We start from the raw sequence: 23069 nt of genomic DNA on the forward strand, positions 1-23069 counted from the left end.
AGAACCCATCCATGACCGCCAAAAACCTTCTCGTTGAACTGTTTGTCGAAGAGCTGCCGCCCAAGGCGCTCAAGAAGCTGGGCGAAGCCTTTGCCGGTGTGCTGGCCGAGCAGCTGCAGGCCCAGGGCCTGCGCGCGGCCGACTCGGTCGTCACGCCGTTTGCGTCGCCACGCCGCCTGGCCGCACACATCAGCCACGTCTACCTCAAGGCCGAGGACAAGGCCGTGCGCCAGAAGCTCATGCCGGTGTCGGTGGCGCTGACCGCTGAGGGCCAGGCCACGCCCGCGCTGCTCAAAAAGCTGTCGGCGCTGGGTGCTGACGTGAGCGACCCGTCGGCCGCCGTGGCGCGCCTGCAGCGCGAAGGCGAGGGCAAGAACGAAGCCCTGTTCTACGACAGCCTGGTGACTGGCGCCACGCTGGATCTGGGGCTGCAGAAGGCGCTGGACGAAGCCATCCGTCAGCTGCCCATTCCCAAGGTGATGAGTTACCAGCTCGAGACCGACTGCGAGCTGCCCGGCTGGAGCAGTGTGCATTTCGTGCGCCCGGCGCATGGCCTGGTGGCTCTGCACGGCGACACCGTGGTGCCGGTGCGCGCGCTGGGGCTGCGGGCGGGTCAGCAGACGCAGGGTCACCGCTTCGAGGCGGCGAAGTCGCCAGTGGTGATCGCCCATGCCGATGCCTATGCCGAAACCCTGGCGGTGGACGGCGCGGTGATCGCCGGTTTCAACGACCGGCGCTTTGCCATCGTGCAGCAACTGGCCCAGGCGGCCGAGAAGCTGGGCCCCGGCTACCAGGTGCTGATGGACGAGGCCCTTCTGGATGAGGTGACCGCGCTGGTCGAGCGGCCGAACGTGCTGACCTGTGCCTTTGAGGAAGAGTTCCTGGCGGTGCCGCAGGAATGCCTGATCCTGACCATGAAGGCCAACCAGAAGTACTTCCCGCTGCTGGACCGTCAGGGCAAGCTGACCAACCGCTTTCTGGTGGTCAGCAACATCAGCCCGGCCGACCCGAGCGCGGTGATCGGCGGCAACGAGCGCGTGGTGCGCCCGCGCCTGGCCGATGCCAAGTTCTTCTTCGACCAGGACCGCAAGAAGACGCTGGAGAGCCGCGTTGAAGGTCTGGGCAAGGTCGTGTACCACAACAAGCTGGGCACGCAGGGCGAGCGCATGGAGCGGGTGCGGACGATTGCCCGCGCCATCGGCCAGCAACTGGGTGGCGATGTGCTGGCGCAGAGCGCCGATACCGCGGCCCGTCTGGCCAAGACCGACCTGCTGACCGACATGGTGGGCGAGTTCCCCGAGTTGCAGGGCATCATGGGCGGCTACTACGCCCGCCACGATGGCCTGAGCGAGGACATCGCCTTCGCCATCGAAGACCACTACAAGCCGCGCTTTGCCGGCGACGAACTGCCGCGCACCCAGACTGGTGTGGTGGTGGCGCTGGCCGACAAGCTGGAAACGCTGGTGGGCATGTTCGGCATCGGCAACCTGCCGACCGGCGACAAGGACCCGTTCGCGCTGCGCCGCCATGCGCTGGGCGTGGTGCGCATGCTGGTGGAAAAGCAGTTGTCGCTGGACCTGTCCGCCCTGCTGGCCGGCGCCGTGCCCGCCTTCGGCGACAAGATCACCGACGCCAGCGCTGCGCTGGCCGACTTCATCTACGACCGCCTGGCCGGCAGCCTGCGTGAGCAGGGCTACAGTGCCCAGGAAGTGGACGCCGTGCTGGCCCTGCGCCCGCAGCGCCTGGCCGACGTGGCCCAGCGCCTGCAGGCGGTGCGTGCCTTCGCCGCCCTGCCGGCGGCCGCCTCACTGGCCGCGGCCAACAAGCGCATCGGCAACATTCTGAAGAAGGCCGAGGGCGAGAACGCTGCAGAGCCCCAGGAGAGCCGCCTGGTCGAGGCGGCCGAGCAAGCGCTGTTCGCGGCGATGCAACAGACGGTGCCCGCCGCCGATGCGGAGTTCGCCAACGGAGACTACACCGCCTCACTGATGACCCTCGCGGCGCTGCGCGCGCCGGTGGACGCTTTCTTTGATGGTGTGATGGTCAACGCCGAAGACCCGGCCCTCAAGGCCAACCGCATCGGCCTCTTGCGCCGGCTGCACGAGGCGATGAACCGCGTGGCCGACCTGTCCCGTCTGGCCCAGTAAGTCCATGAAGCTGCTCATCCTTGACCGCGACGGCACGCTCAACCGCAGCCGCGACGATTACGTGGCCTCGCCCGAGGAATGGGAGCCTTTGCCCGGGGCCCTGGAGGCCGTGGCCCGCCTGAACCAGGAAGGCTGGCGCGTGGTGCTGGCCACCAACCAGTCGGGCATCGGCCGGGGCTTGTTCGACATGGCGGCCCTCAATGCCATCCACGCCAAGATGAACCGGGCGCTGGCGGCAGTGGGCGGGCGAATCGAGGCGGTGTTTTTCTGCCCGCACTCGCCCGAGGATGGTTGCCACTGCCGAAAGCCGGCGCCGGGGTTGTTCGAGCAGATCGGCGAGCGCTTTGGCGTGGTCCTGTCGGGGGTGCAGGCGGCGGGCAATGCCGTCCGTCACGTGCAGGCGGCGGCCTCTGCGGGCTGTCAGCCCCACCTGCTGCTGACCGGCAAGTCCGAGCACCTGCGCGATCGCGTGGGTCTGGGGGCCGATGCCGACCTGGCGGCCCTGCTGCCCGAGTTGCCGGCAGGCACCCGTCTTCACACGGACCTGGCGGCTTTCGCCGACTGGCTGCTGACCCACCAGGAGCGCCCTGCCGCGGCGCCAGGCCCCCAGGGAACCCACGCATGAATGCTCTGCGCTCGATTCTTCACCTGATGTTCATGGCGGTCACGGTCATCCCCTGGGGGTTGGCCGTGGTGATTGCCTCACCCTTTCTGAGCAGTACGCAGATCTACTGGATGTGCGTGGGCTGGCTGCGGCTGGCGGTGCGCAGCGGCGAGATCATGCTGGGCATCCGCAACCAGATCATCGGCTATGAGAACCTCCCGGTGGGCAGCAAGGACCCGGCGATCCTGCTGGTCAAGCACCAGTCGACCTGGGAAACCTTCTGCATGCCGACACTGATGCCGCATCCGTTGGCCTACGTGTTCAAGAAGGAGCTGCTGTACGTGCCATTCTTCGGTTGGGCGATGAGCCGGATGGACATGATCCACATCGACCGCAGCAAGCGCAAGGAAGCCTTCAACAAAGTGGTCAGTCAGGGGCAGCGTCTGCTGGACCAGGGCACCTGGGTCATCATGTTTCCGGAGGGCACGCGCATCGCCCGCGGCCAGCAAGGCACCTACAAGGTGGGAGGCACGCGACTGGCGGTGGCCACGGGAGCGCCGGTCATTCCGATTGCGGTGACCTCGGCCAAGTGCTGGCCCCGCAAGGCCCTGATCAAGCGGCCAGGCACGGTGGAGTTTTCCATCGGCAAGCCCATTCCCAGCCAGGGTCGCGACCCGGATGAGCTCATGCGGGAAGTGGAGGCCTGGATCGAGGCCGAGATGCGTCGCCTGGATCCCCAAGCCTATCGCTGACGTTTGGCAGGAGGCGTCCGTGCAGCGCTTCGTCCAGCTTGCGCTTGATTTTCTGGCGGGACCGGATCCGGTTCCGATGCCGCCGGCCGCGACGGTGCGGCCTGTCGAGCCGCCGTCTGAGGCTGTGCCCGCCGTTCCGCTGGCCGATGTGCTGGAGCCAGCCGTCTGGCACCATCCCCGCGCCAACCGGCAACTGCGGCTGGGTGCCTGCGAGGTGGCCTACGAGTTCAAGCGCGGCAAGCGCCGCACCATCGGACTGTCGGTGCGCGCTGAAGGCCTGACGGTGAGTGCCCCGCGATGGACACCGGTCGGCGAGGTAGAGGCCCTGCTCAGGGACAAGTCGGCCTGGGTGCTGGAGAAGCTGCGCGAGACCCGCCAACGCAGCCAGGCGCTGGATCAGGCACGCATCGTCTGGCAGGACGGAGCCTTGTTCGATTTTCTTGGGGACAGGGTTTGCGTGCGGCTGGATCCGACACACGCGTTTGCGGCGGCCGGCGGTGCGCTGGAGCGATTGCCCGGTGAGGACATGGCGGTGCTGCGGTTGGGACTGGCTCACGGTGCCGGGGAGCCGCGCATCCGGGACGCGGCGCAGGCCTGGCTGATGCGGCAGGCTCAGACCCTGTTTGTGCAACGGCTGGACCACTTTGCGCCGCAACTGGGCGTGCGGTACACCCGTCTGCGCCTGTCGAGCGCCGGTACCCGCTGGGGCAGTGCCAGTGCCGACGGCAGCATCCGGTTGAACTGGCGGCTGATCCATCTGCCGATCGACCTCATCGACTACGTGGTGGTCCATGAACTCAGTCATTTGCTGCACATGGATCACAGCCCGCGTTTCTGGGCCGTGGTGGCGGGTGTGATGCCGGACCACGCCGAGCGCCGGCGGGCGCTCAAGCGAGCGGCGGTACCGCTGGGGGACTGAAAGCCGAGGTCCGGCTCAGGTGGCCCGGAAGCGCCAGATGCCATCGGCATCCCGCTCGCGACGCAACTCCCCGCCGAACCACAGCCGATGGAGGTGGGCCACCGCCTCGCCCATGGCGAAAGTGCTCTGGTGAAGGTCCAGCGGACGCTGAAAGAGCACCGGGATGACGTCGGTGGCGCTGCACGCCTTGTCGGTGCAGGCCTGCAGTACCTCGGCCAGGCGATCGGCGTGGTGGTCGTGCAGCTGCGCCAGCCGTTCATGCAGTCCCCGGAAGGGCTTGCCGTGCGAGGGCAGCACCAGGGTGTCCGCGGGCAGGGGCTCATAGCGGCGCAGCGACTGCAGGAACAGGTCCAGCGGATCGCTTTCGGGCTCGACGTCGTACACGCTGACGTTGGTGGAGATGCGGGGCAGCACCATGTCGCCGCTGATGAGCACACCCAGTGACTCGCACCAGAAGGCCATGTGCTCCGGTGCGTGGCCGTAGCCGGCGATGCAGCGCCAGAGGTGGCCCCCGATCGCCAGCGTCTGATGGTCCATCAGGCGGCGGAACTGGCGTGGCACACCAGGCACCAGGCTGGGGTAGTAGCTGGCGCGGCCGCGGATCTTTTCGAGCGCGTCCGGATCGGTCAGTCCGTGCGAGCGGAAGAATGCGGCGGCGCCCTCGCCGCCGAAACCGGTGGTGCTTTGCGAGCCGATGCGGGCCGAGTTGTAGTCGGTGGCGCTGCACCAGAGGTGGCAGGGCTGATCGGGGGTGCTCCACCGCTCGCACAGCCATTTCGCCAGGCCGATGTGGTCCGGGTGCATGTGCGTGACCAGCACGCGCAGGATGGGCAGGCCCTGCAGTTCCTGCCCGAAGATCTGTTCCCACTGGGCGCGGGACTGGTCGTGGGCGATGCAGGTGTCGACCACTGTCCAGCCTTCACGCCCGTCCAGCTGGTCGCGCAACAGCCAGAGGTTGATGTGGTCCAGCGCAAAGGGCAGGGCCATGCGGATCCACTTCACACCGGGCGCGACCTCGACGCAGCGGCCAGGCTCGGGCAGGCGGTCGCCCAAGGGGTAGAACAGGCGGGCTTCGAGCTCGTCGCGGGTGGGTGGGGTCATGCGGGGTGTTTCCGGTAAACTGACGTTGACGTAAACGTCATATCCAGGGCATTCTACGGAGCGCTTCCTGTCCTTGCTGTCCGCCAGCCGACACCCCATGGCCACCAACCCGACCTACACGATCAGCGATCTGGCGCGCGAGTTCGACCTGACCACCCGCGCCATCCGCTTCTACGAAGACATGGGTCTGCTGCAGCCCACTCGCAGCGGGCCGGGCGGACGCAACCGGGTCTACAGCGCGCGGGACCGCACCCGCCTGAAGCTGACGCTGCGCGCCAAGCGCCTGGGGCTGTCACTCACCGAGGCCAAGGACATCATCGACATGTACGACAGCCCGCGCGACACCGGGCCTCAGCTGCGCAAGTTTCTGGCGGTGCTGGCGCAGCACAAGCAGCAGCTGGAGGACCAGCTGGCCGATCTGATGGCCAACCTGGACGAGGTCAAGGTGCACGAGCGCGAGGCCAAGGCGCTGCTGGCCAAGGTGGAAAAGACGACCCCGGCCGGCGAGAAGCCGGTCAAGGCCTGAGGGCCTTTGCGTCCATCAGTCGGCGCCCGGATCCTGCCGGATCCACTGCACCTTGCCCTGACCTGCGTCGTTCAGTCGAGCGGTCAAGTCGGCGGCCTGTGACTGGGGCAGTTGCAGGCGGATATCCACGCCTTCGCCGTGGGTAGCCTCAAGCAGCTGGGCACCGTGGGCTTCCAGTTCCCGCCGCAGCCAGCCTTCCAGCGCATAGGGAATGACACAGCGCAGGGTGGTGGTCCGGATGACCGGCACCTTTTCGGCCTGCAGCAGGGCCTGTGCCACCGCATCGGTGTACGCGCGCACCAGACCGCCCGCACCCAGCGGTGTGCCGCCGTAGTAGCGCACCACCGTGGCCAGCACACCCTCCAGGTCCTGGTGGCGAAGCACTTCCAGCATGGGACGGCCAGCGGTGCCGCCGGGTTCGCCGTCGTCGTTGGCCGCCGACTGGCCGCCAGCCATCAGCGCCCAGCAGACGTGCGTGGCGGTCGGATGCCCGGCGCGCAACTGAGCCACGCGGGCCAGGGCCGCCACCCGGTCGGGCACGGATTCGACGCAGCCGATGAAGCGGCTTTTCTTGATGACCAGTTCGCTGTGAACCGGGGCTTGCAGGGCGTAGGGCATGACCTGCCAAGCATAGCGCGCGGCTTGCGGGTTCTCCCCGGCTTGTGGGAGTCGGGCAGGATCGTTCATAATTGACGTTTACGTAAACGTAAATCAAAACATGAGCACCTCAGCCGACCACGACAGCCTGCGCGAGCGGGTGCAGACCAGCCTCGATCGTCAGGGCATGATGCAGGCCCTGGGTGTGCGGTTGCTGGCCGTGGCCCCGGGTCAGGTGACCCTGGCCTTGCCGTACTCCGACCGCGTCACGCAGCAGCAGGGGGGCTTTCATGGCGGCGCCATGGGCGCCCTCGCCGACATTGCCGGGGGCTATGCGGCACTGACCGTGGCCCCGGAAGGCATGGAGGTCACGACCGTGGAGTACAAGATCAACTTCCTGGCCGCGTTCCAGAACGGCGAGCTGCAGGCCACCGGCCAGGTGATCAAGGCCGGCAGGCGGATCATCGTCACCACCGCCCAGGTGGTGCATGTGGCGCCAGATGGCAAGCGGTCCGACTGTGCGGTGATGCAGCAGACCATCGTGCCCGTGCCCAAGACCTACTGAGCCATTGACCGAATCCCAACCCTTTCCATCGACGGAGACACTTTCATGACCAACCTGCCCGGCCTCAATTTCCAGCTTGGTGAAGACATCGACGCCCTGCGTGACGCGGTGCGCGAATTTGCGCAGGCCGAGATCGCCCCGCGGGCCGCCGAGATCGACCGAACCGACCAGTTCCCGATGGACTGCTGGCGCAAGATGGGTGAGCTGGGCGTGCTGGGCATCACCGTGCCCGAACAATACGGCGGCGCCAACATGGGCTACCTGGCCCACATGGTGGCCATGGAGGAGATCAGCCGCGCCAGCGCCTCGGTGGGCCTGTCCTACGGCGCGCACTCCAACCTGTGCGTGAACCAGATCAACCGCAACGGCACCGAGGCGCAGAAACAGAAGTACTTGCCCAAGCTGATCAGCGGCGAGCATGTGGGCGCGCTGGCCATGAGCGAGCCTGGCGCAGGTTCGGACGTCATCAGCATGAAACTCAAGGCTGAGGACAAGGGTGGCTACTACCTGCTCAACGGTAGCAAAATGTGGATCACCAACGGCCCCGACGCCGACACCCTGGTGGTCTACGCCAAGACCGAACCCGAGATGGGCGCGCGTGGCGTGACCGCTTTCCTGATCGAGAAGGGCATGAAGGGCTTCTCCATCGCGCAGAAGCTCGACAAGCTGGGCATGCGTGGCAGTCACACCGGCGAACTGGTGTTCCAGGACGTCGAGGTGCCGGCCGAGAACATCCTGGGCGGCCTCAACAACGGCGCCAAGGTGCTGATGTCGGGCCTGGACTACGAGCGCGCGGTGCTGACCGGCGGGCCGCTGGGCATCATGCAGGCGGTCATGGACAACGTGATCCCCTACATCCACGACCGCAAGCAGTTCGGCCAGAGCATCGGCGAGTTCCAGCTGATCCAGGGCAAGGTCGCCGACATGTACACCGTGCTGCAGGCCGCGCGCAGCTTCGCCTACACCGTGGCCAAGAACCTGGACCTGCTGGGTACCGAGCACGTGCGCCAGGTGCGCAAGGACTGCGCCTCGGTCATCCTCTGGACCGCCGAGAAGGCGACCTGGATGGCCGGTGAGGGCGTGCAGATCTACGGCGGCAATGGCTATATCAACGAGTACCCGCTGGGCCGCCTCTGGCGCGACGCCAAGCTGTACGAGATCGGCGCTGGCACCAGCGAAATCCGCCGCATGCTGATCGGTCGCGAGTTGTTTGCAGAGACCTGCTGAGCCCGGCCATGATTCGAGGGTCTGTCTGGCGCATGGGTACCATCACCCCATGAGTTCTTCCATTCAAACCCTCATCGACAACAACCGCCGCTGGGCCACCGAGACCGAGCGGCTGCGCCCGGGCTATTTCAGCGAACTGGCCCAGCAGCAGAGCCCCAAATACCTGTGGATCGGCTGCTCTGACAGCCGGGTGCCGGCCAACCAGATCACCGGCCTGGAGCCAGGCGAGGTCTTTGTTCATCGCAACGTGGCCAACGTGGTGGTGCATTCGGATCTGAACGCGCTGTCGGTGATCCAGTTTGCGGTCGAATACCTCAAGGTGGAGCACATCCTGGTGGTCGGCCACTATGGCTGCGGCGGCGTGCTGGCCACGCTCAAGGGCATGCGTGTGGGCCTGGCGGACAACTGGCTGCGCCACGTGCACGACGTCAAGATGCGCCACCGCAAGCGCCTGGACCACCTGCCCGCCGCGGTGCAGGAGGATGTGCTCTGCGAGATGAACGTCATCGAGCAGGTGGGCAATGTCGCGCTGACCAATGTGCTGCAGGACGCCTGGGCGCGAGGGCAGAACGTGTCGGTGCACGGCTGGTGCTACGGCCTCAAGGACGGTCTGGTCAAGGACCTGGGCGTGAGCATGAGCCGACCGGAAGAGGTCATGCCGGTGTTCCGCTCCGCCCTCAAACGCTATCCCAGGGGCGAGTGATCGCCGCTTGAGCCCATGTTTCCCGCGCGCCTGGACTCTTCTGTGGCCTATGACATCGCCAAGGCGATGATGGACGGATTCAACCGGCACTACCGACTGTTCCGGGCCGAGTCGGCCCGGGCCAAGCACCGGTTCGAGACGCGGGACTGGTCGGCTCAGCAAAGGGCGCAGCGTGAGCGCATCGAGTTCTATGACCTGCGGGTGCAGGAGTGCGTGCGCCGGCTGGTCAAGGAATTTGCCGCCGACCGTCAGCCCATGGACGTGTGGGAACAGGTCAAGCTGCATTACATCGGGCTGCTGGTGAACCACCACCAGCCCGAACTGGCCGAGACCTTCTTCAACTCGGTCACCACCAAGATCCTCAAGCGCGCCTACTTCCAGAACGACTTTATCTTTGTGCGCCCGGCGGTGTCGACCGAGTACATCGAGAACGATGAGCCCGGTGCGCTGCCCACCTACCGCTGCTACTACCCGAACCCGCAGACCTTCCAGGCCGAGGTCCGGCGCATGATCGAGGACTTTGACCTGCGTGTGCCGTACGAGGACCTCGGCCGCGACGCCGGACTGGTGCAGGAGGCCATGAAGCGGCACTTCGATCACCACCGCCTGCGCGCCAACTTCCAGATCCAGGCGCTCTCGGGGCTGTTCTACCGCAACAAGGGTGCCTATGTGGTAGGCAAGATCATCAACGGCTTTCAGGAAGTGCCGTTTGCGTTGCCCATCCTGCACAATGAAAAAGGTCGTCTGGTCATCGACGCTGCCCTGTTCGGCGAAGACGATCTGCTGATGCTGTTCAGCTTTGCGCGGGCCTACTTCATGGTCGACATGGAGGTGCCCAGTGCGTACGTGCAGTTTCTGCGCAGCCTGATGCCGCGCAAGCCGCGTGCCGAGTTCTACAACGCGCTGGGGCTGGCCAAACAGGGCAAGACGCTCTTTTATCGGGATTTTCTGGCGCACATGCGCCACAGCACCGACAAGTTCCGGATCGCGCCCGGCATCAAGGGCATGGTGATGCTGGTGTTCGACCTGCCGAGCTTTCCCTTCGTGTTCAAGGTCATCAAGGACTTCTACCCGGCGCCCAAGGACACCACGCGCGAGCAGATTCGCGGCAAGTACCTGCTGGTCAAGCAGCATGACCGGGTGGGCCGCATGGCCGACACGCTGGAGTTCTCGGAGGTGGGCTTTCCGCGCGACCGCTTCACCGACGAGCTGATCGCCGAGATCCAGAAATACGCCCCCAGCCAGCTGGAGATCAGCGACCGCGACGGTGACGGCACCACAGAGGTGATCCTCAAGCACTGCTACATCGAGCGGCGCATGATCCCGCTGAACATCTACCTGCAGGAGGCCTTTGACACCCTGCAGATGCCGGGTGCCGATGACGCCGTGCGCACGCGCGCGCGAGAGCAGATCACCAAGGCGGTCATCGAATACGGCAACGCGATCAAGGACCTGGTGGCGGCCAACATCTTCCCCGGTGACATGCTGTGGAAGAACTTCGGCATCACCCGCCACGGCAAGGTGGTGTTCTATGACTACGACGAGATCGAGTACGTGACCGACTGCCAGTTTCGCCGGGTGCCGGCGCCTCGTTGCGAGGAGGACGAGATGTCGGGCGAGATCTGGTATGCGGTGGGCCCGAGGGATGTGTTCCCCGAAACTTTTGCCCCTTTCCTGCTCGGCAACCCGATGGTGCGCGAGGATTTCATGGCGCACCACGCCGACCTGCTGGATCCGGTTTTCTGGCAGGCGCACCAACAGCGCATCGCCGCCGGCCATGTGTACGACGTCTTTCCCTACGAGCGTGACCGCCGCTTCCAGGCTCAGGCCGACAAGGCCTTGCTGGACTACTGAACCACTTTCCCCAGACCCTTTCCAACCTCATCCACAGGAGACCTGACATGAGCCAGACCAATGATCCCGTTGTCATCGTGGGCGCTGCACGCACCCCCATGGGCGCCTTCCAGAGCGACTTTGCCAGTCTGTCCGCGCACGACCTCGGTGGCGTGGCCATCAAGGCCGCCATCGAGCGCGCAGGCGTCAAGCCCGAGCAGGTGGACGAAGTGCTGTTCGGCAACTGCCTGATGGCCGGCCAGGGTCAGGCACCCGCCCGTCAGGCGGCGCTGAAGGCGGGTCTGCCGCTGTCGGCCGGTGCGGTGACGATGTCCAAGATGTGCGGATCGGGCATGAAGGCCACCATGCTGGCCCACGACATGCTGCTGGCCGGCAGCGCCAGCGTGATGGTGGCTGGCGGCATGGAGAGCATGACCAATGCGCCCTACCTGCTGCTCAAGGGCCGTGGTGGCTATCGCATGGGCCACGACAAGGTCTACGACCACATGATGCTCGACGGTCTGGAAGACGCTTATGAGCCGGGCCGCAGCATGGGTACCTTTGGCGAGGATTGCGCCGCCAAGTACGCCTTCACCCGCGAACAGCAGGACGCATTCGCCATCGCGTCGGTCAACCGTGCCAAGGCCGCCACCGAGAGCGGTGCCTTCGCGAAGGAAATCGTGCCCGTGACCGTCAAGGACCGCAGCGGCGAGCGCCTGGTGTCGGTGGACGAAGGCCCGGGCAAGGTCAAGCTGGACAAGATTCCGGCCCTCAAGCCGGCCTTCAAGAAGGACGGCACCATCACCGCCGCCTCCTCCTCGTCGATCAACGACGGTGCTGCTGCGCTGGTCCTGATGCGCCAGTCGGTCGCGCAGGCCCAGGGCCTGAAGCCGCTGGCGCGCATTGTCGGCCATGCCACCCATGCGCAAGAGCCGAACTGGTTCACCACCGCGCCCGTGTTCGCCACCCAGAAGCTGCTGCAGAAGACCGGCTGGTCGGTCGGTGATGTGGATCTGTGGGAGGTCAACGAAGCCTTTGCCGTGGTGCCCATGGCGCTGATGGCCGACCTGAAGGTGCCGCACGAGAAGGTCAACGTCAACGGTGGCGCCTGTGCGCTGGGCCACCCGATCGGTGCGTCGGGTGCGCGCATTCTGGTCACCCTGCTGCATGCCCTGCAGACCCGTGGTGGCAAGAAGGGTGTCGCCACGCTGTGCATTGGTGGCGGAGAAGCCACCGCCATGGCCATCGAGCTGCTCTGATGGCCACGGTCCTTGTCATCGGCGCCTCGCGCGGCATCGGCCTGGAGCTGGTGCGCCAGTACCGCGCCGCGGGCGATCGGGTGATCGCCACGGCGCGCGATGATGAGGGCATGACACGCCTGCGCGAACTGGGCGCCGAGCCGCTGCGCATCGATGTGGCGCAGCCGGCGAGCGTGAGCGGACTGGCTTGGCAGCTCGATGGCGAGGAGATCGACGTCGCGCTCTACGTGGCCGGCGTCATCGACCGCGGTCATGCGACCACACCGCCGACCCAGTCCGCCTTTGACCATGTGATGCACACCAATGTGCTGGGCCTGATGCAGGTGCTGCCCCAGGTCATGCCCATGGTGGAAGCGACCGGCGGCGTGTTCGGCGCGCTGTCCTCGTCCATGAGCCAGATCGGCCCGGTGCCGGGAAGCAACAGCTGGCTCTACCGCGTGAGCAAGGCGGCGCTGAACATGGCGGTGCGCAGCGCCCGCTTTGACTACCCCAAGGCCAGGCTGGTGGTGCTGGACCCGGGCTGGGTCCAGACCGACATGGGGGGTGAGTCGGCACCTGTCACTGTCGAAGACAGCGTGTACGGACTACGGCGTGTGCTCGCCAGCCTGGGGGCCGACGACAACGGCTGCCTGATTCACCACGACGGCCGGCGCGCCGCGTCGTGGTGATCCCGATCGATTTCATTCAAAGAGACCAGATATGTTGCTGACCGAAGACCAAGTGATGATCCGTGACGCCGTGCGCGCCTTTGCCCAGGAACAGCTGTGGCCGCATGCGGCCCGCTGGGACAAGGAGCACAGCTTCCCGAAGGAGGCCCACCGCGGGCTGGCCGAGCTGGGTGCCTATGGCATCTGTGTGCCCGAGGAACTGGGCGGTGCGGGGCTGGACTATGTGACGCTGGCCCTGGTGCTCGAAGAGATCGCGGCCGGTGACGGCGGCACCAGCACCGCCATCAGCGTGACCAACTGCCCCTACAACGCCATCCTGATGAAGTACGGAACGCCGGCGCAGCAGCAGCAATGGCTGGTGCCGGCGGCGCGCGGCGACATCCTGGGCGCCTTCTGCCTGACCGAGCCGCATGTGGGCTCGGACGCGTCCGGCCTGCGGACCACGGCGGTGCGCGAGGGGGACGAGTACGTCATCAATGGCGTCAAGCAGTTCATCACCAGCGGAAAAAACGGGCAGGCGGCGGTGGTGATTGCCGTGACCGACAAGGGCGCCGGCAAGAAGGGCATGAGCGCCTTTCTGGTGCCCACCGACAACCCGGGTTATGTGGTCGCGCGGCTGGAGGACAAGGTCGGCCAGCACAGCAGCGACACCGCGCAGATCAACTTCGACAACTGCCGCATCCCGGCCGAGAACCTGATCGGCCAGGAAGGCGAGGGCTACAAGATTGCCTTGTCGGCCCTGGAAGGCGGGCGCATCGGCATCGCGGCGCAGAGTGTGGGCATGGCGCGCAGCGCGCTGGACGTGGCGATTGCCTACGCCAAGGATCGCCAGAGCTTCGGCACTGCCATCTTCAACCACCAGGCCGTGGGCTTTCGCCTGGCGGACTGCGCGACGAAGCTCGAAGCCGCCCGCCAGCTGATCTGGCACGCTGCAGCGCTGCGCGACGCTGGTCAGCCCTGTCTGAAGGAAGCCGCCATGGCCAAGCTGTTTGCCAGCGAGGTGGCCGAACAGGTCTGTTCTGCTGCCATCCAGACCCTGGGCGGCTATGGCTATGTCAGCGATTTCCCGCTGGAGCGGATCTGGCGCGATGTGCGCGTCTGCCAGATCTACGAAGGCACGAGCGACGTGCAGAAAATCATCATTCAGCGGGCGCTCTGAATACCCGTTCCCTGTGCCGCAGGGTTTGGGCGCCGCGCCAGCGGCGCCGAGCGGTAACATTCGGTCATGAAAGTCATCATCCTCGGGGCCGGCCGGGTCGGTGAGAGCGTGGCCGAAAGCCTCGTCTCGGAGCAGAACGACATCACGGTCATCGACCAGGACCCGGCCCGCCTGCGCCTGCTGGAAGAAAAGCTCGACCTGCGCGGCGTGGTGGGCAATGGCATCCAGCCTTCGGTGCTCCAGGAGGCCGGCGCGCGCGATGCCGACATGGTGATCGCCTGTGCCGCCGCCGACGAGTCCAACCTGGTGGTCTGCAAGGTGGCGCACGATGTGTTCAATGTGCCCACCACCATTGCCCGGCTTCGCTCGCCCGAGTTCCAGGAGGGTGATGAACTGCTGGGCAAGAGCGGCTTCGCGGTGGATCATGTGATCTGTCCGGAAGAGTCGGTGATGCGGCACATCCATCAGCTCATCAGTTACCCCGAGGCCTTGCAGGTGCTGGAGTTTGCCGATGGCCGGGTGTCGCTGATTGCCGTGCGGGCGGCCGCGGGCGGCCTGGTGGTCGGTCACACGATCGGCGAGTTGCGCGAGCGCTTTCCCCATGCGGAGATGCGGGTGGTGGCGCTGTACCGGCTGGATACCGAGATGGAGGCCACCCCGTCGACCCGCATCCTGCCGGGCGACGAGGTGTTCGTGCTGGCCGATACGCGCATGATCCGGCATGTGCTGGGTGCCATCCACAACACCGATCAGCCGGTGCAGCGCCTGATGATTGCCGGTGGCGGCAAGGTCGGGTTGCGCCTGGCGCGCAGCCTGATCGGACAGTGCGACGTCAAGATCATCGAAAGCCATCCCAAGCGATGCGAGTACCTGGCCAGCCAGCTGCCGTCGCACATTCTGGTGTTGCAGGGCGATGCGGCCGACGAGGACCTGCTGGAAGAAGAGAACGTCGGTGAAATGGACCTGTTCCTTGCGCTGACCAGCGACGACGAGGACAACATCATGTCGTCCATGCTGGCCAAGCGGCTGGGCGCCAAGCGGGTGATGTCGCTCATCAACCGGCGTGCCTATGCCGACATGATGCAGGGCAGCACCATCGACATTGCCATCTCGCCCGCGCAGACGGTGATCGGCGAACTGCTGGCGCACCTGCGTCGCGGCGATGTGGTGGCGGTGCACAGCCTGCGCCGGGGTGCGGCCGAGGCGCTGGAGGGCGTGGCCCGTGGCGACGAGAAAACTTCCCGCCTGGTGGGGCGCACGGTCGAACAGGTCAAGCTGCCCAAGGGGGCCCGCATCGGCGCTATCGTGCGCGGAGAGGGACGGGATTCCGAGGTGCTCATGCCGCACCACGACACGGTCATCAAGGCCGACGACCACATCATCATCTTCATTCCCAACAAACGGTCGGTGCGTGAAGTCGAGCGCCTGTTCCAGGTCAGTGCCACCTTCTTCGGCTGAACATTCATGACCAGCGTCCTGCCGGCCCTCAACGTGTTTTCACGCGTGCTGTTCGCGTTTGCCTTTGCCTTTCTGGTGCCCCTGGCCTGGGCCTGGAGCGAAGACCATGAAGAGTACCGCTACGTCTGGGAAGGCGCCTTTGCCCTGGCGGCTGGCAGCGGCTGGCTGATTGCGATGGCCACGCGCCGCTACCGGCGCGAACTGCAGGCCAAGGACGGTTTCCTGCTGGTCAACATGGTGTGGATGCTGCTGCCGGCGTATTCCGCCGTGCCCCTGATGTTCACGGTGCCCGACATCAGCTGGAGCAAGGCCTACTTCGAGGCCATGAGCGCCCTGACCGCCACCGGGGCCACGGCGCTGTCGGGGCTGGATCATCTGCCGGTTTCGGTCAACGTCTGGCGCTGCTTCCTGCAGCTGATCGGGGGGCTTGGCATCATGCTGCTGGTGGTGGCGGTGCTGCCGCTGCTGGGCCTGGGTGGCATGCAGCTGTACAAGGCCGAGACACCCGGGCCCATGAAGGACACCAAGTTCACGCCCCGCATCGCCGAGACGGCTCGGGGACTGTGGGGAGTGTACTTCCTGTTCTCGGGCCTGTGCCTGCTGGCCTACCGGTGGGCGGGGATGAGCTGGGCCGATGCCTTCATGCACATGTGCACGACCATGGGGCTGGGGGGCTTTTCTTCCTACGACGCCAGTCTGGGGCATTTCGATTCGGTGCGGGTCGAGTACGTGGCCATGGTCTTCATGGCGCTGTCCGGGATCAGTTTCGTGCGCTATTTCATCGTGCTGCGCAGCCGGACCCTGGTGCCGCTGACCCATGACCGGGAGATCCGCACTTACATCACGGTGCTGGCCATGTCGATCCTGCTGGTGGCTGCACTGCTGGCGGTGCACGGCGTGTACGAACAGTTCCCGGAAGCCTTGCGCGTGAGCGCCTTCCATGTCATCTCGCTGGCCACCACGACCGGCTACGCGACCACCGACTACGCCTTGTGGCCGGTGTTTGCGCCGGTGCTGCTGATTTTCCTGGGCACCTTTGCCTCCTGCGCCGGATCCACCGGTGGTGGCATCAAGATGGTCCGCATGATCCTGCTGATCAAGCAGGCGCGGCGTGAGCTGGTACGCATCATTCACCCCCGGGTGGTCAACCCGGTGACCCTGGGCGGGCAGGTGGTGCCGATGCAGGTGATGACCGCGGTGCTGGGCTTCATGCTGATCTACGGGGCCGCCACCATGGGCCTGACCATGCTCATGCTGTTCACTGGCGTGGACCTGGTGACCTCGTTCTCGGCCGTGGTGGCCACGCTCAACAACATCGGCCCGGGCCTGGGTATGGTGGGGCCTGCCAGCAACTTCGGTGTGCTGGGTGACCTGCAACTGAATATTCTGAGCTTTGCGATGGTGCTCGGGCGGCTGGAGCTGCTGTCCTTCCTGGTGCTGTTCACGGGGCACTTCTGGAGGAAGTGACTGACACCCCCCTGCGCCGCTGGCGCGGCTTCCCCCCTCCGTGGCGCGCCTGCGGCGCTGCGAGGGGGGACGCACCCTGTGGCCCGGCGGAGCCGGTTCCACGGGTGCCCTGGGCTGATGGTACTTCGCGCGTTGGGCTTGCTCAGTTCGGCGCGGCCGGGATGGTCAGGCCTTTTTGCACGGCGGGGCGGGCGACGAAGTTGGCCAGCGCGCGGTGCACTTGGGTGAACTCGGCGTAACCGACCAGATCGCCCGCCTTGTAGCGTTCGACCAGGTTGCGCACCCAGGGCCAGATGGCGATGTCGGCGATGGTGTAGTCGTCGCCCATGATCCACTGACGGCCCTGCAGGCGCTGGTTCAGCACGCCCAGCAGGCGCCGGGCTTCCGCGGTGTATCGGTCGCGCGGACGCTTGTCCTCGAAGTCCTTGCCCGCGAAGATGGTGAAGAAGCCCACCTGGCCGAACATGGGGCCGATGCCACCCATCTGGAACATCAGCCATTGCAGGGTCTCGTAGCGGCGAGACGGCTCGGCCGGCAGGAACTGCCCGGTCTTTTCGGCCAGGTAGATCAGGATGGCGCCCGACTCCCACAGCGCCAGCGGCTGCCCGTCCGGGCCGTTCGGGTCCAGGATGGCAGGGATCTTGTTGTTGGGATTCAGTGACAGGAACTCGGGCGTGAACTGGTCGTTGGTCTCGAAGCTCACCCGGTGCACCTCGTAGGGCAGTCCGCACTCTTCCAGCATGATCGACACCTTGACCCCGTTGGGTGTCGGCAGGCTGTAGAGCTGCAGGCGATCGGGATGCTGCGCGGGCCACTTTCGGGTGATGGGGTAGGCGGACAGGTCGGTCATGGAGCGCTCCGGAAAGGGATGACCCCGGTACGATACGCCTTTCCTTGACGCACCGCCGTACGCGCCGACGAGACCTGACACCATGCCTTCTGACTGCCCCTGTGGCCGAACCGACCCCCGTGGGCGCCCGGTGGCCTTTGACCAGTGCTGTGGCCGCTACCTGGACCACGACGTGCCCGCCCCTGATGCCGAGCAACTCATGCGCTCGCGCTACAGCGCTTTTGTCCTGGGCCGGCTGGAATACCTGCGGTCCAGTTGGCACCCATCCACCCGACCCGCCGACCTGACCCTGGAGCCGGACATCAAGTGGCTGGGTCTGGAGGTGCGGGATCACCGTCCGGTCGATGCCAATCACGCCGAGGTGGAGTTCGTGGCGCGCTCGCGCGTGGCCGGTCGCGGGCAGCGCCTGCATGAGCGAAGCCGGTTTGTTCGCGAAGACGGGCGATGGTTTTATGTGGACGGAGACATCCGATGAGCTTGCGTTTCGATGCGGTGCTGTTCGATTGCGACGGCGTGCTGGTCGACAGCGAACCCATCACCAACGGGGTGCTGCGACAGATGCTCAACGAGGCGGGTTGGGCGCTGGATCAGGCCGAATGCGAGCGCATCTTCATTGGCAAGGCTGTGCGCGATGAACGTGCGCGGATCGAGGCCGAGACCGGTCGCCCGCTCACGGAAGACTGGATGCGGGCTTTCTACGCCCGTCGCGACGAGCGCCTGCGCGCCGAGTTGCGTGCCATGGACGGCGCGCTGGGGGCGGTGAGGGCGGCCCATCACCACACGTCGGGCCGGATTGCCTGCGCGTCGGGGGCCGACAAGGCCAAGGTGGTGATGCAGATCGAGATGGCGGGCATGCGACCGTATTTCGAGGACCGTATCTTCAGCGGCCACGACCTGCCGCGGTCCAAGCCACACCCCGATGTGTACCTGGCGGCCGCCGCGCACGTGGGCATTCATCCCGGGCGCTGCCTGGTCATCGAGGACACCGCCACCGGCGTTCAGGCCGGCCTGGCGGCCGGCGCCACGGTCTGGGGCTACTGCCCGGCGGGCCATGGGCGCGCGTTCGAAGGATTGGCGGTGGAGCGGGTGTTCCAGCACATGGATGAGCTGGCGGCGGCGCTCGGAATGCCTTGATGGTGGCCGGCGGGTGGCCTCAGGCCTGCCCGCGCCACTCCCCTGGCGTCATGCCTGTCCAGCCTTTGAAGGCCCGGATGAAGCTTTTCTCGTTCTGGAAGCCCGCGGCTTCGGCCACCTGCTTGACCGGCTTGCCGCTTCGCTGAAGCAGGTTCATGGCGCGCTCGCGGCGCACCTCGTCCTTGAGCGCTTGCAGGCTGGCACCTTCATCCCGGAGCTGACGGTGCAGGCTGCGGGCGGAGGTGTTGAGCAGGGCCGCCACGTCGTCGGCGTTGCGGGTGTCCTGCGGTCGGGTGGATAGCAACTGACGCACCCGTTGCACCAGCAGGCGGTCGCGGCGGTAGGGTCGCACCTGGATGGGCAGGGCGCGTTGCAGCATCTGGGTCATGGCGGCCTCATCGCGCTTGATGGGCAGTCCCAGGTAGCGGGCATCGAAGTGGATGCCGGTCTGCTCGGCGCCGAAGCGGGCCGGTCCGTCGAACAGCACCGCATAGGCATCGGTGTGGGCGGGTGCATCGAACGTGAAACTGGCCCCCCGCAAGGGGATGCGTGAATCCACCAGCCAGCAGGCCAGACCATGGACGTTGCGCAGCACGGACACGTGACAGAACTCGCGCAGGGTGCCGTCGCCACCAGGCGGGCGATGCTCGGTCAGGATGATGCGCGCGTCGTCGCCGGCGGTCTGGAGAGACAGACTGATGTCGCGGGTCAACAGCCCGTGGTGCCGGCACCAGCGTTTGAGCGCCACGCCCAGCGTCGGTGCCGACAGGGAGGCGCGGGCCAGCATGCCATAGCTGCCCCAGGGCAAGGGTCTGGAGAACCAGCCCAGGGCTTCGTCGTCCAGTTGCTGCATGGCCGCGGCCGAGAGGGCTTCGAACTGGGCCGCGGTGACGCGGTGAGCGGGATTGTTCAAGTCCGATGGCGCAATTTGTGCCGCCTTCAGCGCATCGTCCCCGGCCAGGCCTCGGTGCTCGAACGCCCGCATCACGGCCTGTACGAAAGCAACGGGCGTGAGCGCGACCCCGTGCAGGAGTGAACCTGCTGGTGGCGTGGTCGAGCGATGGTCAGCGCGGGCGGGCATGAGCCAAGTGTCGCCAATGATGGCGTAATTTGCAACCATGGTGGCATCCCGCTACCTTCTGGCTGACCTATCCTCCACAATGGACCGATCATCCTGAGGGACAAGACCCATGCCGACGCTGGAAACCAAGCTCAACGCCCGCTCCGCCGACTTTCAGGCCAATGCCGCTGCCATGCGGGCACTGGTGGAGGATCTGAAAGCCCAGATCGACAAGGCTGCCCAGGGTGGCGGCGAAGCCGCCCGTGCCAAACACACGGCTCGCGGCAAGCTGCTGCCGCGCGACCGCGTGCAGATGCTGCTGGACCCGGGCACGCCCTTCCTGGAGCTCAGCCCCATGGCGGCGCACGCCATGTACAACGGCGATGCACCCTGCGCTGGCGTGATCGCCGGTATCGGTCGCGTCAGTGGCGTGGACTGCATGATCGTCTGCAACGACGCCACGGTGAAGGGCGGCACCTATTACCCGCTGACCGTCAAGAAGCACCTGCGCGCGCAGGAAGTGGCGCAGCAGAACCACCTGCCCTGCATCTACCTGGTGGACTCGGGCGGCGCCAACCTGCCGAACCAGGACGAGGTCTTCCCCGACCGCGACCACTTCGGCCGCATCTTCTTCAACCAGGCCAACATGAGCGCGCAGGGCATCGCGCAGATCGCGGTGGTCATGGGCTCTTGCACGGCCGGCGGCGCCTACGTGCCGGCCATGAGCGACGAGACCATCATCGTCAAGAACCAGGGCACCATTTTCCTGGGCGGCCCGCCACTGGTGAAGGCCGCCACCGGGGAGGTGGTGAGTGCCGAAGACCTGGGTGGTGGCGACGTGCACACGCGCCTGTCTGGCGTGGCCGATCACCTGGCGCAGAACGACCTGCATGCCATCGCGCTGGCGCGCCAGGCGGTGAAGAACCTGAATGCCCGCAAGATGCCGCCGATTGCGACGATTGATCCCGTGGCGCCGCTGTACCCGGCCGAGGAGCTGTACGGTGTGATCCCGACGGACACGCGCAAGCCCTTCGACGTGCGCGAGATCATTGCCCGCATCGTCGACGGCTCCGAGTTCGACGAGTTCAAGTCGCGCTTCGGCACCACCCTGGTCTGCGGATTCGCGCGCATCGAGGGCATGCCGGTGGGCATCATCGCCAACAACGGCATTTTGTTCAGCGAATCGGCGCTCAAAGGCGCGCACTTCATCGAGCTGTGCTGCCAGCGCAAGACGCCGCTGGTTTTCCTGCAGAACATCACCGGCTTCATGGTCGGTCGCAAGTACGAGAACGAGGGCATTGCCCGCAACGGCGCCAAGATGGTGACGGCCGTGGCCACTGCCCAGGTGCCGAAGTTCACGGTCATCATCGGCGGCAGCTTCGGCGCCGGCAACTACGGCATGTGCGGCCGCGCCTACAGCCCGCGCTTCCTGTGGATGTGGCCGAACGCGCGCATCTCGGTCATGGGCGGCGAGCAGGCCGCCAGCGTGCTGGCCACCGTCAAGCGCGACGGCATCGAGGCCAAGGGTGGCAGCTGGAGTGCCGAGGAAGAGGCTGCCTTCAAGGCGCCGATCAAGGAGCAGTACGAAGTTCAAGGCCACCCCTACTTCGCCACCGCGCGCCTGTGGGACGACGGTGTGATCGACCCCGCCGACACGCGCCGGGTGTTGGCGCTCGGCCTGTCGGCTTCGCTGAACGCGCCGATCCCCGAGACCAAGTTCGGCCTGTTCCGCATGTGAGCGCCATGGACGCCCGCGCCCATTTCCTTCAGCTGGCCCGCTACAACGTCTGGGCTACGCGCCGCCTGGTCGAGGCGCTGGCTGAAGTGTCCGAGTCCGACTACCGCAAGGACCTGGGCCTGTTCTTCAAGAGCATCCACGGCACGCTCAACCACCTGCTGGTGGGCGAACACATGCTCTGGTACCCGCGCTTTGCCCGGGGCGTGTCGCCCAAGGTGGAGCTGAACGCTGAGGTCGAGCCCGACCGCGACCGGCTGGGCCAGGCCCTCAAGGGCGGTGCGGCCAACTGGCTGCCGCTGATCGAGTCCTGGCCGGCCGAGCGTTTCAACGGCGCACTGAACTACACCAACATGCGCGGGCAGGCGATGTCGCTCCCTTTCGCGGCCACGCTGGCGCATGTGTTCAACCATGGCACGCACCACCGCGGCCAAGTCACGGCCGCGCTCACCGCGCTTGGCCAGCCCTGCCCGGAGCTGGATCTGGTCTATCTGCTGCAAGAGGAATCCAAGGCATGACCCAAGCCCTGACCTTGGCGGTCAACGACCGCATTGCCCGCATCAAGCTCACCCGTCCAGAGGTGCGCAATGCCTTCAACGACGAGGTGATCCAGCAGCTCAAGACCGCGTTCGAGTCGGTCGGCGCGAACAGCGATGTGCGCGCCGTGGTGCTGGCCGCCGAAGGCCCCGCCTTCTGCGCCGGCGCCGACCTGAACTGGATGCGTCGCATGGCCGACTACACGCGCGAAGAGAACATCGCCGACGCTGGTCAGCTCGCGGCCATGCTCAAGGCCATCTACGAATGCCCCAAGCCCACCATCGCCGCCGTGCAGGGCGACGTGTTCGCGGGCGGCATGGGCCTGGTCGCGGCCTGCGATATGGCCGTGAGCGTGCGCACCGCCACCTACTGCCTGAGCGAGGTGAAGCTGGGCCTGATTCCGGCCACCATCAGCCCCTACGTGATCCGCGCCATGGGCGCGCGCGCCGCGCACCGATATTTCCTGACCGCCGAGCGCTTCTCGGCCCAGGAGGCGCACCGCATCGGTTTCGTGCACGAGCTGGTGGACGCCGATGCGCTGGAGGCCAAGGTGAACGAGCTTGCCCAGGCGCTGGTGAGCGCCAGCCCTGCTGCCGTGCGCGCCTGCAAGAAGCTGGTTCAGGACGTGGCCCAGCGGGAGATCGATGCCGCCTTGATCGAGGCCACGGTCGAAGGCATCGCCGACATCCGCGCCAGTGATGAGGGCCGTGAAGGCGTGGCCTCCTTCCTGCAGAAGCGCAAGCCGTCCTGGCTGGCCTGATCTGGAAA

Annotated in this window: 23 protein-coding genes; 19 read left to right on the top strand and 4 right to left on the bottom strand. The window is 66.3% G+C overall.

Annotation, left to right across the window (positions count from 1 at the left end):
• Window positions 1–11 precede the first annotated feature (11 nt).
• Genes glyS through ACFQNJ_RS10665 form a run of 4 tightly spaced genes read left to right on the top strand, consistent with a single transcriptional unit; the run spans window position 12 to window position 4422 of the window.
• Entirely contained in the window at window positions 12–2147 is a 2136-nt protein-coding gene (gene glyS / locus ACFQNJ_RS10650) for a glycine--tRNA ligase subunit beta (protein WP_382256933.1), read from the top strand.
• Between the two features lie 4 nt (window positions 2148–2151).
• A complete protein-coding gene (gene gmhB / locus ACFQNJ_RS10655) occupies window positions 2152–2772 on the top strand; it encodes a D-glycero-beta-D-manno-heptose 1,7-bisphosphate 7-phosphatase (RefSeq protein WP_382256936.1) in 621 nt (206 codons plus the stop codon).
• Entirely contained in the window at window positions 2769–3503 is a 735-nt protein-coding gene (locus tag ACFQNJ_RS10660; RefSeq protein ID WP_382256939.1) for a lysophospholipid acyltransferase family protein, read from the top strand. Before gmhB ends, ACFQNJ_RS10660 begins: the two co-directional genes overlap by 4 nt.
• Window positions 3504–3522: 19 nt before the next feature.
• Window positions 3523–4422 (top strand): M48 family metallopeptidase, encoded by a 900-nt coding sequence (locus ACFQNJ_RS10665; protein ID WP_382256942.1) that lies wholly within the window; start codon window positions 3523–3525, stop codon window positions 4420–4422.
• Between the two features lie 15 nt (window positions 4423–4437).
• On the opposite strand, the gene ACFQNJ_RS10670 is transcribed toward ACFQNJ_RS10665, so the two are convergent.
• Window positions 4438–5523, bottom strand: a complete 1086-nt coding sequence (locus tag ACFQNJ_RS10670) for an MBL fold metallo-hydrolase (protein WP_382256944.1) — start codon at window positions 5521–5523, stop codon at window positions 4438–4440.
• Window positions 5524–5620: 97 nt separating this feature from the next.
• On the opposite strand from ACFQNJ_RS10670, the gene ACFQNJ_RS10675 reads away from it, so the two are divergent.
• On the top strand, window positions 5621–6049 hold the full coding sequence (locus ACFQNJ_RS10675; protein ID WP_382256946.1) for a MerR family transcriptional regulator: 429 nt from the start codon (window positions 5621–5623) through the stop codon (window positions 6047–6049).
• A 15-nt stretch (window positions 6050–6064) separates the two neighbouring features.
• Here the strand turns inward: ACFQNJ_RS10675 and ACFQNJ_RS10680 are convergent, their stop codons facing one another.
• Window positions 6065–6667 (bottom strand): IMPACT family protein, encoded by a 603-nt coding sequence (locus ACFQNJ_RS10680; protein ID WP_382257223.1) that lies wholly within the window; start codon window positions 6665–6667, stop codon window positions 6065–6067.
• A gap of 100 nt (window positions 6668–6767) precedes the next feature.
• Between ACFQNJ_RS10680 and ACFQNJ_RS10685 the strand changes: the two genes are divergently transcribed.
• The 9 genes from ACFQNJ_RS10685 to ACFQNJ_RS10725 all read left to right on the top strand — a co-directional run bounded on the left by ACFQNJ_RS10685 (window position 6768) and on the right by ACFQNJ_RS10725 (window position 16985).
• Complete coding sequence (locus ACFQNJ_RS10685) at window positions 6768–7211, top strand: PaaI family thioesterase (RefSeq protein ID WP_382256949.1); 444 nt, start codon at window positions 6768–6770, stop codon at window positions 7209–7211.
• A gap of 45 nt (window positions 7212–7256) precedes the next feature.
• Window positions 7257–8438, top strand: coding sequence for an isovaleryl-CoA dehydrogenase (locus ACFQNJ_RS10690; RefSeq protein ID WP_382256952.1), 1182 nt, complete (start codon window positions 7257–7259; stop codon window positions 8436–8438).
• Window positions 8439–8487: 49 nt separating this feature from the next.
• Window positions 8488–9141 carry a carbonate dehydratase gene (gene can / locus ACFQNJ_RS10695; protein ID WP_382256955.1) on the top strand — a complete coding sequence of 218 codons (654 nt, stop codon included), beginning with the start codon at window positions 8488–8490 and terminating at the stop codon, window positions 9139–9141.
• Window positions 9142–9156: 15 nt separating this feature from the next.
• On the top strand, window positions 9157–10995 hold the full coding sequence (gene aceK, locus ACFQNJ_RS10700) for a bifunctional isocitrate dehydrogenase kinase/phosphatase (RefSeq protein WP_382256957.1): 1839 nt from the start codon (window positions 9157–9159) through the stop codon (window positions 10993–10995).
• Window positions 10996–11042: 47 nt separating this feature from the next.
• Window positions 11043–12233: an acetyl-CoA C-acyltransferase gene (locus ACFQNJ_RS10705; RefSeq protein ID WP_382256959.1), complete on the top strand. Its 1191-nt coding sequence runs from the start codon at window positions 11043–11045 to the stop codon at window positions 12231–12233.
• Window positions 12233–12901, top strand: a complete 669-nt coding sequence (locus ACFQNJ_RS10710; RefSeq protein ID WP_382256962.1) for an SDR family oxidoreductase — start codon at window positions 12233–12235, stop codon at window positions 12899–12901. The genes ACFQNJ_RS10705 and ACFQNJ_RS10710 overlap by 1 nt, the downstream gene beginning before the upstream one ends.
• A gap of 31 nt (window positions 12902–12932) precedes the next feature.
• Entirely contained in the window at window positions 12933–14060 is a 1128-nt protein-coding gene (locus ACFQNJ_RS10715; protein ID WP_382256965.1) for an acyl-CoA dehydrogenase family protein, read from the top strand.
• Window positions 14061–14126: 66 nt separating this feature from the next.
• A complete protein-coding gene (gene trkA / locus ACFQNJ_RS10720; RefSeq protein WP_382256967.1) occupies window positions 14127–15518 on the top strand; it encodes a Trk system potassium transporter TrkA in 1392 nt (463 codons plus the stop codon).
• A 6-nt stretch (window positions 15519–15524) separates the two neighbouring features.
• The gene (locus ACFQNJ_RS10725) at window positions 15525–16985 is read left to right on the top strand and encodes a TrkH family potassium uptake protein (protein ID WP_382256970.1); all 1461 of its coding nucleotides are present in this window, start codon (window positions 15525–15527) and stop codon (window positions 16983–16985) included.
• A 142-nt stretch (window positions 16986–17127) separates the two neighbouring features.
• On the opposite strand, the gene ACFQNJ_RS10730 is transcribed toward ACFQNJ_RS10725, so the two are convergent.
• On the bottom strand, window positions 17128–17835 hold the full coding sequence (locus ACFQNJ_RS10730; RefSeq protein ID WP_382256972.1) for a glutathione S-transferase N-terminal domain-containing protein: 708 nt from the start codon (window positions 17833–17835) through the stop codon (window positions 17128–17130).
• A gap of 82 nt (window positions 17836–17917) precedes the next feature.
• Between ACFQNJ_RS10730 and ACFQNJ_RS10735 the strand changes: the two genes are divergently transcribed.
• Window positions 17918–18310 (top strand): YchJ family protein, encoded by a 393-nt coding sequence (locus tag ACFQNJ_RS10735; protein ID WP_382256975.1) that lies wholly within the window; start codon window positions 17918–17920, stop codon window positions 18308–18310.
• Complete coding sequence (locus tag ACFQNJ_RS10740) at window positions 18307–18969, top strand: HAD family hydrolase (protein ID WP_382256978.1); 663 nt, start codon at window positions 18307–18309, stop codon at window positions 18967–18969. The genes ACFQNJ_RS10735 and ACFQNJ_RS10740 overlap by 4 nt, the downstream gene beginning before the upstream one ends.
• A 19-nt stretch (window positions 18970–18988) precedes the next feature.
• On the opposite strand, the gene ACFQNJ_RS10745 is transcribed toward ACFQNJ_RS10740, so the two are convergent.
• A complete protein-coding gene (locus tag ACFQNJ_RS10745) occupies window positions 18989–20050 on the bottom strand; it encodes an AraC family transcriptional regulator (protein ID WP_382256981.1) in 1062 nt (353 codons plus the stop codon).
• Window positions 20051–20159: 109 nt separating this feature from the next.
• On the opposite strand from ACFQNJ_RS10745, the gene ACFQNJ_RS10750 reads away from it, so the two are divergent.
• The 3 genes from ACFQNJ_RS10750 to ACFQNJ_RS10760 are packed head-to-tail and all read left to right on the top strand — an operon-like array spanning window position 20160 to window position 23061.
• Window positions 20160–21767, top strand: coding sequence for a carboxyl transferase domain-containing protein (locus tag ACFQNJ_RS10750; RefSeq protein ID WP_382256983.1), 1608 nt, complete (start codon window positions 20160–20162; stop codon window positions 21765–21767).
• A 5-nt stretch (window positions 21768–21772) separates the two neighbouring features.
• Window positions 21773–22282 (top strand): DinB family protein, encoded by a 510-nt coding sequence (locus tag ACFQNJ_RS10755; protein WP_382256986.1) that lies wholly within the window; start codon window positions 21773–21775, stop codon window positions 22280–22282.
• Window positions 22279–23061, top strand: coding sequence for an enoyl-CoA hydratase/isomerase family protein (locus ACFQNJ_RS10760; protein ID WP_382256989.1), 783 nt, complete (start codon window positions 22279–22281; stop codon window positions 23059–23061). The genes ACFQNJ_RS10755 and ACFQNJ_RS10760 overlap by 4 nt, the downstream gene beginning before the upstream one ends.
• The last annotated feature ends 8 nt before the right edge of the window (window positions 23062–23069 follow it).

The sequence above is a fragment of the Hydrogenophaga bisanensis genome (assembly GCF_042665135.1).
In the GTDB taxonomy this organism is placed as follows: domain Bacteria; phylum Pseudomonadota; class Gammaproteobacteria; order Burkholderiales; family Burkholderiaceae_C; genus Hydrogenophaga; species Hydrogenophaga bisanensis.